The following is an 18302-nucleotide window of genomic DNA, read 5'->3' as shown; positions in this document are numbered from 1 at the left end:
TGCGAATTATAGAAAAAATGCTTAACTTTGCATCAAAACAAATTATTTATGAATAGAATAAGATTATACTTTTTACTGCTGATGATTTGCAGTAGTGTGATGATAAATGCAGAAAACTATCCCTATCGCTCAGACTATCTGTGGCAGACTATGCCTGACCATGCGAACTGGTTGTACCAAGTAGGCGAGAAAGCAAAAATAGAGGTAACATTCTGTATCTATGGAATACCACAGAATGTTGAGGTAAACTACGAAATTGGCCCCGACATGATGCCAGCGACATCGAAAGGAAAAGTTTGGCTGAAGAACGGACGTGCCATCATTGATATGGGCACCATGAAGAAACCTGGATTTCTGGACCTAAGACTGACAGCTCAGGTAAACAATCAGAGCTATCAACACCACGTTAAAGTGGGTTTCTCACCAGAAAAGCTGAAACCTTACACGGCGGATCCAAAAGACTTTGATACCTTCTGGAAAGCCTGTCTGGACGAAGCGAGGCAGACACCAGTATCCTACACCTGTAAGAAAGTGGACGCCTACTGCACTGACGAGACCGAGACCTATCTATTAAAAATCAAGACCGACAGACGCCATAGTATTTATGCCTACCTGTCGAAACCTAAGGCAGAAGGGAAATATCCCGTAGTCCTTTGCCCGCCGGGTGCAGGTATCAAGACCATCAAAGAACCGATGCGCAACATCTTCTATGCCAAGAACGGCTTTATCCGGTTGGAGATGGAAATACACGGTCTGAACCCAGAAATGACCGACGAACAGTTCAAGGAAATCACAACGGCCTTTGACTACGAGAACGGCTACCTGACAAACGGTCTCGACGACAAAGACAACTACTACATGAAGCACGTCTATGTAGCCTGCGTACGCGCCATAGACTTCCTCTGTGCGCACCCTGACTGGGATGGCCAAAACGTGTTTGTACAGGGTGGCAGTCAGGGCGGCGCCCTCTCACTTATCACAGCAGGGCTCGACAGTAGGGTAACTGCCTGCGTGGCCAATCATCCTGCACTGAGCGACATGGCCGGCTATCTGGATAATCGTGCCGGTGGGTACCCGCACTTCAACCGCCTGAAAAACATGTTCACCCCTGAGAAGGTAAAGACAATGGCCTACTACGATGTCGTAAACTTCGCACGGCGCATCACCTGTCCGGTATATCTGACGTGGGGATATAACGACAACGTATGTCCACCAACAACCAGCTATATCGTATGGAACATCATCACTGCCCCAAAGGAATCGCTGATAACTCCCATCAATGAACATTGGACGACTAACAAGACCAATTACGGACAGATGACCTGGCTCAAGAAACAAAAACGCTAATAAGTTCCGTGTAAGGAACTACTGATCAATGCGATAGCGATGCCGATGCTAACATTTTACATTCGACTCGACAACAGGTTCTTCAATGCCTCGATAGGAATGAGACTGTAGCCTATCTGGAAAAGAAAAATGATATGTCGGAGTGACAAATGAGCCACTCCGACATAAAATTTTATATTCTTTAACCTAAAAAGAATTGTGTGCGCGCAAAATATTGCCAATCGTCACTTGTCTATTCAAGAATAATTAGTATCTTTGCAGCGCATTTTTAAAAATATCTTTTAAAGGATAATATTTACATTTAAAAATAGATTAGTAATATGGCAAAGTTAGATTTGACTCAGTATGGCATCACTGGTTCAACCGTGATTGCACACAATCCATCGTATGAGACTCTGTTTGCAGAGGAGACAAAGGCTGGACTCGAGGGTTTCGACAAGGGCGTAAACACCGAGCTCAACGCTGTAAACGTAATGACTGGTATCTACACCGGCCGTTCACCTAAGGACAAGTACATCGTAAAGGATGCACAGAGCGAGGATAAGGTATGGTGGACCACTGAGGAATACAAGAACGACAACCACCCCATGAGCGAGGAGGTTTGGAAGCAGGTTAAGGACATCGCTATCAAGGAGCTTTCTAACAAGAACCTCTATGTAGTTGATGCTTTCTGCGGTGCTAACGAGGCTACACGTCTGGCTGTTCGCTTCATCGTTGAGGTAGCATGGCAGGCACACTTCGTAACAAACATGTTCATCCAGCCTACAGCTGAGGAGCTGGAGAAGTTCGAGCCTAACTTCGTTATCTATAACGCCTCTAAGGCTAAGGTTGAGAACTACAAGGAGCTGGGTCTGAACTCAGAGACTTGTGTTGCCTTCAACACAACAAGCCGTGAGCAGTGCATCATCAACACATGGTACGGTGGTGAGATGAAGAAGGGTATGTTCTCAATGCAGAACTACTATCTGCCTCTGCAGGGTATCGCTTCAATGCACTGCTCTGCTAACACCGATATGGAGGGTAAGAACACCGCTATCTTCTTCGGTCTGTCTGGTACAGGTAAGACCACTCTGTCAACCGATCCAAAGCGTTTGCTGATTGGTGACGACGAGCACGGATGGGACGACGAGGGTGTATTCAACCTCGAGGGCGGTTGCTACGCTAAGGTTATCAACCTTGACAAGGAGAGCGAGCCCGACATCTACAACGCTATCCGCCGCGACGCTCTGCTCGAGAACGTAACAGTAGCTGAGGATGGTAAGATCGACTTCGCTGATAAGAGCGTTACCGAGAACACTCGTGTATCATATCCTATCAACCACATCGAAAAGATTGCCCAGAAGGTAAATGGCAAGAGTGCTGGTCCTGACGCTAAGAACGTTATCTTCCTGTCAGCTGACGCATTCGGTGTACTGCCCCCAGTATCTATTCTGACTCCTGAGCAGACCAAGTACTACTTCCTCTCTGGTTTCACAGCTAAGTTGGCTGGTACAGAGCGCGGTATCACAGAGCCCACTCCTACATTCTCTGCTTGCTTCGGCCAGGCATTCCTCGAGCTGCACCCAACAAAGTATGCTGAGGAGCTGGTTAAGAAGATGGAGAAGAGCGGTGCTAAGGCATACCTCGTAAACACTGGTTGGAACGGTACTGGTAAGCGTATCTCTATCCGCGATACTCGTGGTATCATCGACGCTATCCTGGGTGGTGCTATCCTGAGCGCTCCTACCAAGAAGATTCCTTTCTTCGACTTCGAGGTTCCCACACAGCTTGAGGGCGTAGACACCAACATCCTCGATCCTCGCGACACTTATGCTAACGCAGCAGAGTGGGAGGAGAAGGCTAAGGATTTGGCTGGCCGCTTCATCAAGAACTTCAAGAAGTACGAGGGCAACGAGGCTGGTAAGGCTCTGGTAGCTGCAGGTCCAAAGCTCTAATGCTTAGGAGCGGAAGCAACTTCGCCCTATGCAGGGCAAAGATTGCAGGTCCAAAGCTCTAATAGATAGTCATATAGATTATTTGACTTACATCAAAATAAAGGGCGATTTCTTCGGGAATCGCCCTTATTTTAATTCCAAAAACCTAAACTAACTTAAAATCGGTCAAATTATGGCATATTTTCATTAATTATACACAGAAAATTTCTCATATTTGCAGAAATGTGCGTAAATTTGCAGCCGAATTGTCATAATATAGAATATTGACTCAATGAAAAGATATATTTCTACGCTCTGTATGATGCTGGCAGGCGCTCTTCTCATGACCTCATGTCTGAAGAGTAGCGATGAAGACACCACCCAGTATTACAACGACACTGCCGTTGTCCTGTTTCAGTTGGCAACGGTGAATCGCTACGTTCAGACCACATCAAAATCGGGTGCCGACTCCATCGCGAAGAAAACACTCTCAAATCCTGTGGTCTTCACCATCGATCAGGCAAAGCATCTGATCTATAATACAGACTCGCTGCCATCAGACTGCGACCTGCAACACGTTCTGGCAACTATCAACAGCAAGAACGCAGGCACTGTAGTAATTAACTATCCTGCAAGCGACGGTCAGGATTCGCTGCTCTATTACAGCAGCACTGACTCTATCAATTTCGAGAAGCTAAAGGAGTTACGCGTCTATTCACAGGATGGTGCTGGCTATCGTAGCTATCAGGTAACCATCAATGTACACCACGCAGTAACAGACAAGATGATCTGGGAGCAGAAGACATTAGCCGATCTGCCTACAGACAGCCAAAAAGCAATCTGGGAAGAGCAGGTTTCAAAAGCAGGCTTGAAGCAGTTGATCGGATATGGCACAGAAGAAGGCTATGCTTTTGGTAATGATGGCTTGCTGATGGTCAGCAAGGATCTAGGAGATACATGGACTGCCGATAAGCTCGACGACGATGCCAGTTGGTTGCCTACGGACAATATTGCATTTGTATCATGGCCTTTTGCCGCAAACGCCTCGACTGATTACCAGTTGCTGGTAGGCACAAGCGACAAGAACAACAAAGCCTGCATCGTATGGCGCAAGATTGCAGAATATGCCGAGAACAGTCTGCCATCAAAATGGGTTCTTATACCGTTAGAAGATCACAACCAGTATTATCTGCCAAAGATGGAGAACATCAATCTGGTTTACTTCAACAATCAGGCACTTGCCATCGGAAGTGATCAGAAGATATATGTAAGTCGCGATCAGGGCATCACCTGGAAGACTTCTTCGAAATATACGTTGCCCGAAGGGCTGAACTCAAGCAATCTCAGTGCCACAACCGACAAAGACGGATATCTCTGGTTAGTAGACAAGGATACCGATAAAGTTTGGCGAGGCCTGATCATAGAATAATGCAGAAAAGGCTATTGGCAATCATCTTCATCATGGCCACAACGGTGGCTGCCAGTGCCCAGGACGAACCTGAGTACAAATTGGAGATAGGTGCCGGCATTGGACTGATAAGTTACGTAGGCGACTACAACAGCAGTCTGATAAAAAATGAGCAGCCGTGGATGACGGTGATAGCCAAATATCGATTAGACCCGAGAGTGGCAATAGGTCTGAATATCGGTACTGGCAAGATAAAAGGAGCAACAGAGGGCACCAACGCCTGGTATCCTATAACGACCTACGCGTTTGACCACCGCATCACAGAGGCCGACCTACGATTAGAATACAACTTCTGGCCATATGGTACCGGCAACGAATACAGAGGTGCACAACGCCTGACACCGTTTATCACAGCTGGATTAGGAGCCACCATCTATGGTGGACCTGAGAAGGGAGCCACAATGAACCTGCCCATAGGCGCAGGCGTGAAATATAAGATTGGTGACCGTTTGAACCTGATAGCAGAATGGGCCATGCGTTTTACGCTGAGCGACAAGCTGGACGGCAGCAAAGACCCCTACGGCATTAAGAGTAGCGGATTGTTTAAGAACACCGACTGCTACAGCGTACTCCAGATAGGTTTAAGCTATGACCTCTGGGAAAAATGCAAGACGTGTAACCAAGAGTAAAAATTGAAAAAGTAAATATTGATATATATGAAGGAACTTTTAGACATGAACAGGATTCCCCAGCACATTGCCATCATTATGGACGGCAACGGACGTTGGGCGATGGATCGCGGATTGGATCGTACTTTTGGCCATAAAGCCGGACTTGATAATCTGGAGCAAGTAACTACAGTATGTTCCAACCTCGGTGTAAAGTACCTGACGGTATACGCCTTCTCAATAGAGAACTTCAACAGACCTGCCTATGAGGTGGAGGCTCTGATGGGGCTGGTACTCAGTTTCTTCAAGATGCAGTTGTTCCATAATAACAACGTCAGCTTCCATGTAGTAGGCGATGTTGAAAGACTTCCACAGAGCGTACAGGACAAGCTGCGCTCTATGGTAGAAGAGACAGCCATGTACGATGGTATGGCAATGACCATCGCTATGCCCTATTCTTCAAAACAAGAGTTAGTTAACGTTTCAAAAACCATAGCTCGCAAGGTACAGAACGGAGAAATGAACATTGACGACATTACTGAAGATACCATCAGCGAGAACCTATGGACAAATTGGATGCCCGACCCCGACCTGCTTATCCGTACTGGTGGCGAGGTGCGCATATCTAATTACCTGCTATGGCAGTGCGCGTATTCCGAGTTCTATTTCTGCGATTGCTACTGGCCCGATTTCTCGGAGGAAGAACTACATAAGGCCATCATCAGCTATCAGAATCGTCAGCGCAGATTCGGAAAGACCGAGGCTCAGATAGAAGCAGAAGCAGAAGAAGAAGAAGTGAATAACAAATAGTGATTAGTGAATAATTAAACAAAATGTTATATAATATAATAAGGTATATAGACGTGAAAAGCGAACTGATGGTGAAAGTAGTAGTTTTACTATTCACTATTAACTGTTCACTATTCACAGCTTTCGCTCAGGATAAGATCGTAAACCCCGACATTTCATATGCCGGTACACCTCGCTCATGCGAGATTGGCGGCATAGCCGTTAAAGGTGTAGAAGGATACGAAGATTATGTATTGGCCGGACTCTCAGGACTGACCGTAGGACAGGAAATCGAGCTGCCAGGCAGCCAGATTACAGAGGCCGTTAAGCGCTACTGGCGCAACGGTCTGTTCTCAAAGGTACAGATAACCGCCGACTCAATCGTTGGCAACAAGGTCTATCTCTGCATTCATCTGGGATTGCGCCCACGTATCAAGAACATCAACTACAACGGTATCAAGAAGGCAGAGCGCGAGGATATGGAGGCCAAGTTGGGAATGGTGAAAGGTATGAGCCTGACACGTAATATCATTGACCGCGCTAAGATTCTGGCTAAGAAATACTTCGATGAGAAGGGTTATAAGAATGCTGAAATCGAGATTATTCAGCACGAGGATGCCGCAGGACAGGTAACACTGGATGTAAACATCGACAAGAAAGCCAAGATGAAAGTACGCAATCTGGTTTTCGAGGGTAACGAGAAGCTTACCAGCAAGAAGATCAAAGGTTCGATGTTTGGCAAGGGTGCTTTCGGAAAGATTCACGAAGCAGGCAAACTAACCAACTTCTTCAAGGCCAAGAAGTTTACTGACGAGCGCTATAAAGAGGCTAAACAGGCTCTGATTGACAAGTATAATGAGCTGGGATTCCGCGATGCGACAATCATCGAGGACTCTGTTTATTCGTTCGACGACAAGCACGTCAATATCCTGGTAAAGATTGACGAAGGCGAAAAGTATTTCGTACGTAACATCACCTGGGTAGGAAACACCGTCGTAACCACCGACTATCTGAATGCCGTATTGGGCATGAAGAAGGGTGACGTGTACAACCAGAAGCACATAGACAAACGACTGAAGGAAGATGAGGATGCCGCAGGCAACTATTACTATAACAATGGTTACGTATTCTCGAACATCGATCCAGTAGAAGTCAACATTGACGGCGACTCTATCGATATAGAGATGCGCATCACCGAGGGTCCACAGGCCCATTTGAACCACGTACGCATCTATGGTAACGACCGCTTGTATGAAGAGGTGGTTCGCCGCGAGTTGCGCACTAAGCCAGGCGACCTGTTCAACAAGGAAGCCCTGACCCGTTCAGTACGTGATATTGCCTCTATGGGATTCTTTGATCCTGAGAAGGTTGTTCCAGATATCAAGCCTAACGTAGAGGATGGTACAGTTGACGTAAACTGGAAACTGGAGCAGAAGTCGAATGACCAGCTGGAGTTCTCGTTAGGATGGGGACAAACAGGTATCATCGGTAAGATTGGTATTAAATTCAACAACTTCTCTATCCGCAACCTGTTCGGTAAGAACAAGCTGCACCGCGGTATTCTGCCTTATGGTGACGGCGAGCAATTAGGATTCAGTTTCCAAACCAACGGTAGCTACTATAGCTCGCTGAGTGCTAATTATGGTACCAACTGGTTTGGCGGCAAGCGGCCTAACAGTCTTAACATAGGTGTGTTCTACTCTAAGCAGAGCGACATCTCGAGCTACTACCGCAATAACGCCTTCTACAACAACTACGCAATGTACAGCTACGGCTACGGCGGCTACAACCCCTACTACTATAACTACGAGTCGATGCTTGATGACGACAAGACCATGACAGTATTCGGCGCATCACTTGGTTGGGGTAAGCGTCTGCGCTGGCCTGACGACTACTTCCAGTTGTCTATGCAGCTCGGCTACTCACGCTACATGCTGCGCGACTGGAGCTACTTCTATATCCACAACGGTAACTGTAACAACATCAACCTGGGTCTGACCCTGAGTCGTACATCTACCGACAACCAGCTGTTCCCACGCCGCGGATCAGAGTTCATGGCTTCGGTAACCGTTACACCACCCTGGTCGCTCTTCGATAAGAAGGATTATAAGAACCTGGCCAAGAATTCTAACTCGGCTACCTACGAGGATGAATTGCAGGATGTTTACCGCTGGATTGAATATCACAAGTGGAAGTTTAAGAGCCGTACCTTTACAGCCCTCACCAACGGACAGAAGTGCTTTGTACTGATGACCCGTGTAGAGATGGGCCTGCTGGGCAGCTACAACAATGATAAACGCTCGCCATTCGAGACCTTCTATGTGGGAGGTGACGGTATGAGTGGCTACTCTTACGGATACTCTGAGGAGACCATCGGACTGCGCGGTTACGACAATGGTGCACTCTCCTACTCTTCGGCCTACGAGACCATGATGAAGGGCGGAACCATCTCGTCGTACAACTCATACGCTTATGACCGCTTTACCCTTGAGTTGCGCTATCCGTTCATGCTGGGTAACACCACTATCTACGGACTCGGATTCCTGGAGGCTGGTAACGCATGGGCTAATGCCAAAGACTTCAACCCATTCAAGATGAAGCGTTCGGCCGGTATCGGTGTTCGCATCTTCCTGCCAATGGTTGGACTGATGGGTATCGACTGGGCATATGGTTTCGACAATGTATACACCAGCCAGTACGGTGCTCAGAAGAAGGGTGGAAGCAACTTCCACTTCATCCTCGGTCAAGAGTTCTAATGTAAGCAAAACTTTTAAACCTATTGATAGTTTTCACGTCAAAGTGATATAACACTTAAAATAGAATGGTTATGAAGAAACTGATTATTTGCGCACTCTGCGCCATCCTCGGATGGACAGCAGCTTCGGCTCAGAAGTATGCCGTGGTAGATATGGAGTATATCCTGAAGAACATTCCTGCCTACGAGCGTGCCAACGAACAGCTCGGTCAGGTGTCGAAACAGTGGCAGTCGGAGGTTGATGCCCTGAACACCGAGGCTCAGACACTTTATAAGAACTATCAGAAGGAAGTAGTATTCCTGTCGAAGGATCAGAAAAAAGCCAAACAGGACGCCATTGTTGAGAAGGAAAAGCAAGCTGCCGAACTGAAGAAGCACTACTTCGGTCCTGACGGAGAACTCTTCAAGAAGCGCACAGCGCTGATGTCGCCCATACAGGACGAGGTCTATAACGCTATCAAAGACATTGCGGAACTGCGAGGCTACCAGCTGGTACTCGATCGCGCCAGCGACTCCAGTATCATATTCAGCTCTCCAAAGATAGATATCTCATCAGAGGTACTTCGCAAACTCGGATATTCGAATTGATAATTAAAAGTAGAAATAATAATTAAAACCAATAAGAAAATGAAAAAATTGATTATCTGCGCTATTTGCGCAATCTGCGGTTTCGCAACCGCTAACGCACAGGGAAAGTTCGGCCATGTGAACACCCAGGAGATCATGCAGGCTATGCCGGAGTTTACAAAGGCTCAGAACGAGATCAAGGCCCTGCAGGACCAGTATGAAGCTGACCTAAAGAGCATGCAGGACGAACTGCAGAAGAAGGGCGAGGCTTTTGAGAAGGAGCAGGCTAACCTGCCAGAGAACATCAAGCAGCGTCGTCAGCAGGAGCTGCAGGATATGTACACAAAGATTCAGCAGAGCTATCAGGACAACCAGCAGGCTCTGGGCAAGGCTTCTCAGGAGAAGATGCAGGCCATCCAGGGTAAGATTCTTGATGCCATCAAGGCTGTGGGACAGGCTGGTCAGTACGTTTACATCATGGAGAACAACTCGCTTCCTTACATCAGCACAACTCTCTCTACCGATGTAACTGCTCAGGTAAAGGCCAAGTTAGGTCTGAAATAATCCGTAAGTCAAATCTCAAAAAACAAGCAACATGAAAAGATTCCTCGTACTTCTTGTGGCATTTGTATCGCTCTCTGCTTTTGCTCAGGACGTAGCCACTCCATCAAGTTCAATCAAGTTTGGCTATCTCAGCTATAAGGCTGCCATCCAGTCGATGCCCGACTATTCGCTGGTTCAGCAGCAGATGATAGAGCTGAAGGCAAAGTATCAGGCCGAGGCTAAGCGCGTAGAAGACGAATTCAACAGGAAGTACGAGGATTTCCTTGAAGGTCAGCGCGACTTCCCTAAGAGCATTCTGCAGAAGCGCCAAAGCGAGTTGCAAGAGTTAATGAACTATAACATCGCCTTCAAGAATAAGAGTCTCGAGCAGTTGGCACGCGATGAGGAGGCAGCTTATGCTCCTCTCTACGACAAGTTGAACGAGGTTCTGGCAGCTATCGGACAGGAACAGGGCTATGCCTTTATCCTTGACACTGATGTAAAGGCTCTGCCTTTCATCAACCCCGCTATGGGCGAAGATATCAATCAGGCTGTAAAGAATGCGCTCACTGCCGAGTAATCCAGGACCGATTGGAGTCTTCGATAGCGGATACGGCGGACTGACTATCCTGCATGGCATCCGTCAGCTGCTTCCCGAATACGATTATCTTTATTTGGGCGATAATGCCCGTGCACCTTATGGACCACGATCGTTCGACGTGGTCTATGAGTTTACACGTCAGGCCGTCATCAAACTCTTTGAGATGGGTTGCCACCTGGTGATATTAGGCTGTAACACCGCCTCCGCTAAAGCCTTGCGTACCATCCAACAGAACGACCTGCCGAAGATTGACCCAGATCGCCGCGTGTTAGGCATTATCCGCCCGACAGCCGAGGTGATTGGCGAGTTAACCACCTCTAACCATGTAGGCGTATTAGCTACTGAAGGCACTATCAAGAGTGAGAGCTACGATCTGGAGATTCATAAACTACATCCAGACATAGAAGTATCGGGCGTGGCTTGCCCCTTCTGGGTGCCACTGGTAGAATACAATGAGGCCGACTCGCCAGGAGCCGATTACTTCGTCAAGAAGCGCATCGATGAAATCATGCGCAAGGATCCCAAGATAGACACCATCATCTTAGGCTGCACCCACTATCCTTTGTTGATGCCTAAGATTCTGAAGTATCTCCCAACAGGTGTTCGCGTCGTACCACAAGGCGAATACGTAGCCGAAAGCCTGAAAAGCTATCTCGAGCGCCATCCTAACATTGAACAGCGCTGCTCTAAAGGGGCTGGTGTACACTACCTCACCACAGAGAATCCCCAGAAGTTCAAGGAACAAGCCCAGATTTTCCTCCACGAACCTGTAGAGGTCGAAAACATCACGTTAGGATAGTTTTTACTATCATCGCGCTTTAGGCATTGTACCTGCAAACCCAAGAAAACCATTAAAAAAAGTTAAGTACCCGCATATTCTTACAGAATCTTTGGCATTTATTAAGAATTAAAACTATCTTTGCAAAAATATTACCACATTAATTAAAAGCTAAGAAATTATGAAGAAACTATTTTTTGCCGCACTGCTCGTTTCTGTAGCAGCATCAGGCTACGCTAAAAAGAAGTTGGCCATTACAGCTAATGGCGAGTCGCTTCAGGCTCTAACACAGGTTACGGATAATGAAGAGCCATGCCTCTACCCATTTGGTGGCGATAATGGTACTGCCCTTTTCTTCTGTGCCCGTGAGAATAAGAGATGGTATAACATCTACAAGAAAGACAATCCTTTCTCTGCAGCTATGACTCAGAAGACAAGCGGAAAGAATCTGAACTATGGTCCTGTATATTGCGCAGCCACAGACAAGATTGCCTTCCGTTGCCAGCTTGAAGGTAGCAGCACCTCCGACATCTATATGATGACCGATGGAAAGGGAAAGGCACTTAACCAGATTACCGAGTCATCGAATGCTTTCGAAGGTTCACCCAGCTTCAACCCCGAAGGCACACTGCTGGTATACAGCAAGGTGCAGTATTCATACTACAGATCATACAATTTCTGGGGCGGTCTGTTTGGTGCAGCCAATACAGTAGTCGTTGCCAACAGCGAAATCTGGATGAAGAACCTGAAGACTGGCGAAACCACACTTCTGGGTGCAGGCGCTTGCCCAAGATTCTCACCCGACGGCACCAAGATTGCTTATGTAAAGTATTCGTCTGATGCTAAGAGTACCAGTATATGGACTATGAATACAGATGGTAGCGAGCCTATCCAAATCACAGATGCCAAGAAGGGCTTTGCCTTGAATCCCTGCTGGAGTCCTGACGGAACAAAGTTGGTGTTCCAGTCTTCTAAGAAAGATAAGAAGGACTACGACATCTATATCATCGACATTGATGGCAACAATCTCGTTCAGGTAACTATCAACAAGTCGTACGATGGTATGCCTTACTGGACAAAGGATAATTTCCTCTACTTCGTATCAGACCGTGGTAATACTGAGGAGAATCTGCAGATCTGGCGATTCAAGATGGAAGAATAATACATCTATAAGATAAAAGAAAAAGCAGCCCGCTTATTAGCTACGGGCTGCTTTTGTTTTTATTTCAGTTTAAGATGTTCCCAATCGGCTTGCAACGTAGTGGAAGTCTGGATAGTAGGTGTCTGACTCTTCCTGTTCACGATGATTGACTGCTGACGCACATTCTGTCTGACAAACTCACTCAGTTCGCCTAAAGTACAATCACCACGTGATTCCTGCAGTTTCTTCAGCAGGAAGTACGTAAACAATCCATGGCCCTTTTCCTTATAGGGGTATGCGGTTTCATCGCCAGTTGCAGCCGAGAAGACCACCATATTCCCACGAGGCATCTGGCTCTTTGCCTTGATGGCAACACCTCTTGCTGCCATAAGCATTCCTTTACCACGTTTAGTGCCAGAGAAGCAGGCATCCATAAACACCACAACACTCTTGGCACCTAACTCGCCAAGTTCCTTATACAAGCGACTTACCGGATAGCAGGCCTCAACATATCTCCCATCAGCATCTACTGGTAAGAGATAGGCATCGAGTGTTGCCTCATCAGGCACGCCATGACCAGCATAATAGAATATCACATTCAGATTTCCCTCGTATGCATCGGCAATACTTTTAATATCCGAAATGGCAGACAACATGGTACCAAAGGTTACGTTATCATACTTACGAATATTCTGAGCCGGAATGCCCAATGTCCTTTGGCAATAAGCAGCAACAGTCTTGGCATCATTGCTCGCAAAGGGCACCTCTGAAACCTTCTGATACTTCTCGTTACCGATAACTACTACAAACGTGTTATTATTTACCGCATCAGTTGTTGGAATTTCTGTATCTATCGTTAAATCCGCATTGGCAACAACGGGCTTGGTTTGCTTCTTGTTTTTTTCTGGGGCGTTACTGACAACAGGAAGACTGATTTCAGGAAGTTCGATATCAACTGATGCAGAGGCTGTATCTTCATTCATTGCTATCGACTGATACTGCTTACCATTGACCTTAACCCTAAGTGCAACAAGCTTCAGTCCGTCAACCGTAGCCACGTAATCGCCATCAAGAGTTGCAGTAGCAAAACGGCTCTTAAATGCAGGCGCATCATCCAGCGAAACCTGAACATACTGCTTACCATAGTTCGTCTCAATGGCATATAGTTGGTAGTCTGCATCATAGGCGCCCAGCTTTGGAGTCAGACTATTCTTTCTAGTATAGTCCTTAATAGCCTCAGCCATCAATTCCTTGGTCTTTTTATCTTGATTATCTTTAGTAATTCGCGCCTGATACTGAGCCGTTGTTTCAAACTCACGCTTTTTCTGCCACTCCTTCAGTTTGGGCATAATATACCTTCTGGCAGCCAGTTCAAACTCGTTACCCTCTTTCTCCTTGACATCAGTAGAAAAAGCACATTGGAAGAACACATCTTCGCCTAACTTGATATCAGAGCGCAAACCTTCGAAATTAGCTAACTTATTGCAGTAGCGGAAGGCACCTCGTCCCAAAGTCATAACAGAAGGTGCCAGTCTAACGCTCTTCAATGTCGTACAACCCTCAAAGGCAAAATCCTGTATCTCAATCACTGAGTTTGGGATGTCAACACTCTTCAACATCGTACAGAACTCAAAAGCCCACTTACCGATCACCTTTACCGATGAAGGAATCACTATTTTAGTCAAACCTGTACATCCTTTGAAGGCCATATTACCTATAGCAGTTACCGTATTAGGTATCTCAACGCCCTTCAGCCATGTATAATCCTGAAAGGCATCACCTATCGATGTCACAGTATAGGTAACACCCTTAACGGTGATGTCGCCGGGAATTACCACATAAGTGTAATCATATGGTTTCCTGACATTCCGAGCAACCTCTACTGTTGTAGGCGACGTACGTCTGAATGTAAGTTTCTGTCCATCAGGGCACTTGTGTTCAAAGAAATCCTGACCGAATGTGCTAACACTGCACACTACTGCCATCATCAACAACAACCGTCTCATCTTATATCGTTTTAGATTTTGTGCACAAAGTTACACAAATTTTCTAAACATTCACAAGAAAGAAGAAAAAAAATAGCTACCATACACGTTTCATATTCCTCGGATGATGCTCGAGGATTTCCTGACGGAGGGTCGAGGTATCGATGTGGGTGTAGATTTCTGTAGTACCAATATCCTCATGACCAAGAAGAGCCTGGATGAATCGGAGGTCGGCGCCACCTTCTAAAAGGGCGGTGGCGAAGGAGTGGCGAAGGGTGTGAGGAGAGATCGTCTTCTGGATGCCAGCCTCCTTGGCCTGAGCCTTGATCATGATGAGAATCATGGTACGCGTAAGATGAGCGCCACGACGATTCAGAAACACATAATCCTCCTCGCCAGGCTTAATCTTCATCAGGTTACGGTCATCGAACCAGAAGCGCAGTTCTTGAATGGCCTTAGGCGAGATAGGAACCAAACGTTCCTTCTTACCCTTACCCAGCACCCGCACATATTCTTCGTCGATATAGAGGTCGGAAAGTTTCAGATTGACTAATTCGCTGACACGTAACCCACAAGAGAAGAGTACTTCGATGATGGCGCGATTTCGATGCCCTTCCCATTTCGAAAGGTCGATGTTGGCTTCAAGTCGATCGACTTCATCGGTTGTAAGCACCTCTGGCAGATGGTCGCCAATCTGCGGCGACTCTAACAACTCGGTAGGATCGTCATCACGATAGCCATCTAATTGTACAAACTTAAAAAAACTACGGATACCGCTCAGAATACGACATTGTGACCGAGGATGGATACCTATATCGTGAAGCCCTGCCGAGAAATGCTCCAAATCACTCAAGGTCACATCAGCAATAGCAATATGCTCTTTCTCCATATAATCGAGCAGTTTACGAAGGTCGCGCTGATAAGCATCGAGCGTATTGCCCGACATGTTGCGTTGCAGCTTCAGATAGCGCACATAAGCCCTTACAATGTCTTTTTCTCCACTCATGGTCATAAATTTGGTGCAAAAATAATACATTTTTTCAATAAATTTGGATTTTTGCTCACTTATTCGTACCTTTGCAGCCGTATTAATACAAAGTTACAAAAATGAAGATTCTGATTATCAATGGTCCGAACCTGAACTTGTTGGGCCAGAGAGAGCCAGGCATCTATGGTTCGTCGTCGTTCGACGCCTACCTGCCTGAGTTGCGTAAGCGCTTTGCCGACATCGACATCGAGTACTATCAGAGCAACGTTGAGGGTGAGCTGATTAACAAGATGCAAGAGGTTGGCTTCAGCTACGACGGCATCGTACTGAATGCTGGCGCCTACACTCACACATCCATCGCTTTGCAGGACTGTATCCGTTCACTCAAAGCACCTGTAATCGAGGTGCATATCTCGAATGTGCACCAGCGCGAGGAATTCCGCCACAAGTCGATGATCTCATGCGCCTGCAAGGGTGTTATCCTCGGCTTTGGTCTCGACTCATACCGTTTGGCTATAGAAGCGCTGAGAGGATGACGCTCGACGAGTATATCCTGCAGCATACGGAGCCAGAGCCCGACTACCTGTACCGACTATGGCGAGCCACCCACATACACACCATTCACGGGCGTATGGCGAGTGGACACCTGCAAGGTAGGCTACTCAAGATGCTGGTAAAGATGATTCGTCCTCAGAACATCCTCGAGATAGGCACCTTTAGCGGCTACAGCGCCATATCGATGGCAGAGGGACTGGACGAAGGCGGACGCCTATATACTTTCGAAATCAACGACGAGATGGAGGACTTTACCCGTCCGTGGATAGAAGGTTCGAGCGTGGCTGATAAGATCAACTTCATCATCGGCGACGCCCTGGAAGATGCTCCCAAGTTGGGTATTGAGTTCGATCTGGCTTTCATGGACGGCGATAAGCGCACCTATCGTGACTGCTACGAAATGGTGATGAGCATACTGAAGCCTGGCGGTTTTATACTGGCCGACAACACACTCTGGGACGGTCATGTAGTGGATCATGCCTACGACAAAGACCGGCAGACCCAGGGAATAGAGACATTCAACGACTACATAGCCCGCGATCAGCGTGTAGAGCAAGTGATACTGCCACTGAGAGATGGACTGACATTGATACGGAAGAAATAAAAAGGCAAAAAGTAAAAAGGTAAAAAATGCAAGAGACAAGACAAAACAAGATTGCGAGAATGCTCCAGAAAGAGCTCTCGTTGATATTCCAGCAGCAGACACGTGCCACTCACGGCGTCATGATATCTGTAACACGTGCCAAGATATCACCCGACCTGAGCATCTGCACCGCCTATCTCAGCGTATTCCCCAGTGAGAAGGGCGAAGAGATCCTGGCTAACATCAATGCTAACAGCAAACAGATCAGATACGAGTTGGGCACACGTGTAAGAAACCAGATGCGCATCATCCCAGAACTGCGATTCTTTATCGACGACTCGCTCGACTATATCGAGCATATTGATGAACTGCTGAAGAAATAATGAAACGAATGTTCGGCGTAGTCAACTTTCCGTTCTTCATAGCCCGCAGGTATCTGTTCTCAAAGAAATCCACTCATGCCATCAATGTCATCAGTGGAATCTCTGTTGTTGGTGTCGCCATAGCTACGATGGCGCTGATAGTCACGTTATCGGTCTTCAACGGTTTCCACGACCTGGTGGCCACATTCTTCACCAGCTTCGATCCACAACTGAAGGTGGTACCTACTGAAGGAAAAACGGTAGCCGCCGATGATCCGATACTGACACAGATTCGCCAGCTGCCTCAAGTAGAGGTTGCCACAGAGAGCGTTGAGGATATGGCACTTGCCATCTATCGTGATCGACAGGCAATGGTTGTCATCAAAGGCGTTGACGACAACTTCGACCAGCTGACCCACATTAACGAGATTCTTGTGGGCGATGGCGATTTCAGCCTGCACGCTGCCGATATGGACTATGGCACACTTGGCATACGACTGGCCGAGACTCTTGGTACAGGCTATACCTACGAAGAGCCTATCCACATCTATGCACCCAAGCGCGAAGGACAATTGGATATGACAAACCCTGACGATGCTTTTGAAGAGGATGAACTCTACTCACCTGGTGTACTGTTCAACGTCAAGCAATCACGTTACGACAAGAACTACATCCTGACAAGCATCTCGTTTGCACGCCGTATCTTCGGACAACAGGGCATGCTATCGTCGCTCGAGCTCAGGCTGAAGCCTGGCAGTCATTTCGACGAAACAAAGGAGCAGATCAAACAACTATGCGGCGATAAGTTTACAGTAAAAGACCGTTTCGAGCAGCAGGACGACACCTTCAAGATCATGAAGATAGAGAAGTTAATCGCCTATATCTTCCTCACCTTTATCCTCATGGTGGCCTGCTTCAATATCATCGGCTCGCTCTCAATGCTGATTATTGACAAAAAGGACGATGTGGTGACACTACGTAATCTGGGTGCATCCGACAAACAGATCATCCACATTTTCCTGTTCGAAGGGCGAATGATATCCGCGATCGGTGCCATCCTTGGCATTGTCACCGGACTGGCACTATGCTGGATTCAGCAACGATATGGCATTGTGGGCCTAGGCTCATCAAGCGGCACTTTCGTTATTAACGCCTACCCCGTCAGTGTACATCCAGAAGACATCATCCTGGTGTTCTGCACGGTACTCATCGTAGGCTTCCTCTCTGTATGGTATCCTGTGAGATACTTTGCTAAACGATTATTAGTGTAGAAAGTTCATATTTAACGTAGGTTTAACGTAGTTTTTGCATCAGATAAA

At 47.0% G+C, this 18302-nt stretch carries 17 protein-coding genes; 15 read left to right on the top strand and 2 right to left on the bottom strand.

Annotation, left to right across the window (positions count from 1 at the left end):
• The first annotated feature begins 48 nt into the window (after positions 1-48).
• From axe7A to T491_RS0105850, 11 genes are all read left to right on the top strand, one after another.
• On the top strand, positions 49-1347 hold the full coding sequence (axe7A, locus tag T491_RS0105900) for an acetyl esterase Axe7A (RefSeq protein ID WP_036915408.1): 1299 nt from the start codon (positions 49-51) through the stop codon (positions 1345-1347).
• A 320-nt stretch (positions 1348-1667) separates the two neighbouring features.
• The gene (gene pckA, locus T491_RS0105895) at positions 1668-3281 is read left to right on the top strand and encodes a phosphoenolpyruvate carboxykinase (ATP) (RefSeq protein WP_028903067.1); all 1614 of its coding nucleotides are present in this window, start codon (positions 1668-1670) and stop codon (positions 3279-3281) included.
• A gap of 271 nt (positions 3282-3552) precedes the next feature.
• Positions 3553-4689 carry a DUF6242 domain-containing protein gene (locus T491_RS0105890; protein ID WP_028903066.1) on the top strand — a complete coding sequence of 379 codons (1137 nt, stop codon included), beginning with the start codon at positions 3553-3555 and terminating at the stop codon, positions 4687-4689.
• Positions 4689-5357 carry a DUF6089 family protein gene (locus T491_RS0105885; RefSeq protein ID WP_028903065.1) on the top strand — a complete coding sequence of 223 codons (669 nt, stop codon included), beginning with the start codon at positions 4689-4691 and terminating at the stop codon, positions 5355-5357. Before T491_RS0105890 ends, T491_RS0105885 begins: the two co-directional genes overlap by 1 nt.
• Before the next feature lie 27 nt (positions 5358-5384).
• Positions 5385-6146: an isoprenyl transferase gene (locus T491_RS0105880; RefSeq protein WP_028903064.1), complete on the top strand. Its 762-nt coding sequence runs from the start codon at positions 5385-5387 to the stop codon at positions 6144-6146.
• A gap of 68 nt (positions 6147-6214) precedes the next feature.
• Positions 6215-8881, top strand: coding sequence for an outer membrane protein assembly factor (locus tag T491_RS0105875; protein ID WP_033147656.1), 2667 nt, complete (start codon positions 6215-6217; stop codon positions 8879-8881).
• A gap of 71 nt (positions 8882-8952) precedes the next feature.
• Positions 8953-9468 (top strand): OmpH family outer membrane protein, encoded by a 516-nt coding sequence (locus T491_RS0105870; protein WP_028903062.1) that lies wholly within the window; start codon positions 8953-8955, stop codon positions 9466-9468.
• Positions 9469-9507: 39 nt separating this feature from the next.
• Entirely contained in the window at positions 9508-10011 is a 504-nt protein-coding gene (locus tag T491_RS0105865) for an OmpH family outer membrane protein (RefSeq protein WP_028903061.1), read from the top strand.
• Between the two features lie 31 nt (positions 10012-10042).
• Positions 10043-10570 (top strand): OmpH family outer membrane protein, encoded by a 528-nt coding sequence (locus T491_RS0105860; RefSeq protein WP_028903060.1) that lies wholly within the window; start codon positions 10043-10045, stop codon positions 10568-10570.
• Positions 10551-11390: a glutamate racemase gene (gene murI / locus T491_RS0105855; RefSeq protein ID WP_028903059.1), complete on the top strand. Its 840-nt coding sequence runs from the start codon at positions 10551-10553 to the stop codon at positions 11388-11390. The genes T491_RS0105860 and murI overlap by 20 nt, the downstream gene beginning before the upstream one ends.
• 160 nt (positions 11391-11550) lie before the next feature.
• Positions 11551-12531 (top strand): PD40 domain-containing protein, encoded by a 981-nt coding sequence (locus T491_RS0105850; RefSeq protein ID WP_028903058.1) that lies wholly within the window; start codon positions 11551-11553, stop codon positions 12529-12531.
• A 59-nt stretch (positions 12532-12590) separates the two neighbouring features.
• Here T491_RS0105850 and T491_RS0105845 read toward each other — a convergent pair whose 3' ends face one another.
• Together T491_RS0105845 and xerA are read right to left on the bottom strand one after the other, a co-directional pair.
• Positions 12591-14516, bottom strand: coding sequence for a leucine-rich repeat protein (locus T491_RS0105845; RefSeq protein WP_028903057.1), 1926 nt, complete (start codon positions 14514-14516; stop codon positions 12591-12593).
• A gap of 76 nt (positions 14517-14592) precedes the next feature.
• Entirely contained in the window at positions 14593-15501 is a 909-nt protein-coding gene (gene xerA / locus T491_RS0105840) for a site-specific tyrosine recombinase/integron integrase (protein WP_028903056.1), read from the bottom strand.
• Positions 15502-15602: 101 nt separating this feature from the next.
• On the opposite strand from xerA, the gene aroQ reads away from it, so the two are divergent.
• From aroQ to T491_RS0105820, 4 genes are read left to right on the top strand one after another with little or no spacing between them, the layout of a single operon-like run.
• Complete coding sequence (aroQ, locus tag T491_RS0105835; RefSeq protein ID WP_028903055.1) at positions 15603-16019, top strand: type II 3-dehydroquinate dehydratase; 417 nt, start codon at positions 15603-15605, stop codon at positions 16017-16019.
• Positions 16016-16642 (top strand): O-methyltransferase, encoded by a 627-nt coding sequence (locus T491_RS0105830; RefSeq protein WP_028903054.1) that lies wholly within the window; start codon positions 16016-16018, stop codon positions 16640-16642. Before aroQ ends, T491_RS0105830 begins: the two co-directional genes overlap by 4 nt.
• Positions 16643-16668: 26 nt before the next feature.
• Positions 16669-17004, top strand: coding sequence for a 30S ribosome-binding factor RbfA (rbfA, locus tag T491_RS0105825; RefSeq protein ID WP_028903053.1), 336 nt, complete (start codon positions 16669-16671; stop codon positions 17002-17004).
• Complete coding sequence (locus T491_RS0105820) at positions 17004-18254, top strand: FtsX-like permease family protein (RefSeq protein ID WP_231480186.1); 1251 nt, start codon at positions 17004-17006, stop codon at positions 18252-18254. Before rbfA ends, T491_RS0105820 begins: the two co-directional genes overlap by 1 nt.
• The last annotated feature ends 48 nt before the right edge of the window (positions 18255-18302 follow it).

This window comes from Prevotella sp. P6B4, from assembly GCF_000619985.1.
GTDB lineage: Bacteria > Bacteroidota > Bacteroidia > Bacteroidales > Bacteroidaceae > Prevotella.
This window is presented reverse-complemented; position numbering and strand designations above follow the sequence as displayed.

What these genes read in the sequence shown, in the direction of transcription:
- axe7A (WP_036915408.1), top strand. Translation starts at nt 49, where the DNA reads ATGAATAGAATAAGATTATACTTTTTACTGCTGATGATTTGCAGTAGT.
- pckA (WP_028903067.1), top strand. Translation starts at nt 1,668, where the DNA reads ATGGCAAAGTTAGATTTGACTCAGTATGGCATCACTGGTTCAACCGTG.
- T491_RS0105890 (WP_028903066.1), top strand. Translation starts at nt 3,553, where the DNA reads ATGAAAAGATATATTTCTACGCTCTGTATGATGCTGGCAGGCGCTCTT.
- T491_RS0105885 (WP_028903065.1), top strand. Translation starts at nt 4,689, where the DNA reads ATGCAGAAAAGGCTATTGGCAATCATCTTCATCATGGCCACAACGGTG.
- T491_RS0105880 (WP_028903064.1), top strand. Translation starts at nt 5,385, where the DNA reads ATGAAGGAACTTTTAGACATGAACAGGATTCCCCAGCACATTGCCATC.
- T491_RS0105875 (WP_033147656.1), top strand. Translation starts at nt 6,215, where the DNA reads ATGGTGAAAGTAGTAGTTTTACTATTCACTATTAACTGTTCACTATTC.
- T491_RS0105870 (WP_028903062.1), top strand. Translation starts at nt 8,953, where the DNA reads ATGAAGAAACTGATTATTTGCGCACTCTGCGCCATCCTCGGATGGACA.
- T491_RS0105865 (WP_028903061.1), top strand. Translation starts at nt 9,508, where the DNA reads ATGAAAAAATTGATTATCTGCGCTATTTGCGCAATCTGCGGTTTCGCA.
- T491_RS0105860 (WP_028903060.1), top strand. Translation starts at nt 10,043, where the DNA reads ATGAAAAGATTCCTCGTACTTCTTGTGGCATTTGTATCGCTCTCTGCT.
- murI (WP_028903059.1), top strand. Translation starts at nt 10,551, where the DNA reads ATGCGCTCACTGCCGAGTAATCCAGGACCGATTGGAGTCTTCGATAGC.
- T491_RS0105850 (WP_028903058.1), top strand. Translation starts at nt 11,551, where the DNA reads ATGAAGAAACTATTTTTTGCCGCACTGCTCGTTTCTGTAGCAGCATCA.
- T491_RS0105845 (WP_028903057.1), bottom strand. Translation starts at nt 14,516, where the DNA reads ATGAGACGGTTGTTGTTGATGATGGCAGTAGTGTGCAGTGTTAGCACA.
- xerA (WP_028903056.1), bottom strand. Translation starts at nt 15,501, where the DNA reads ATGAGTGGAGAAAAAGACATTGTAAGGGCTTATGTGCGCTATCTGAAG.
- aroQ (WP_028903055.1), top strand. Translation starts at nt 15,603, where the DNA reads ATGAAGATTCTGATTATCAATGGTCCGAACCTGAACTTGTTGGGCCAG.
- T491_RS0105830 (WP_028903054.1), top strand. Translation starts at nt 16,016, where the DNA reads ATGACGCTCGACGAGTATATCCTGCAGCATACGGAGCCAGAGCCCGAC.
- rbfA (WP_028903053.1), top strand. Translation starts at nt 16,669, where the DNA reads ATGCAAGAGACAAGACAAAACAAGATTGCGAGAATGCTCCAGAAAGAG.
- T491_RS0105820 (WP_231480186.1), top strand. Translation starts at nt 17,004, where the DNA reads ATGAAACGAATGTTCGGCGTAGTCAACTTTCCGTTCTTCATAGCCCGC.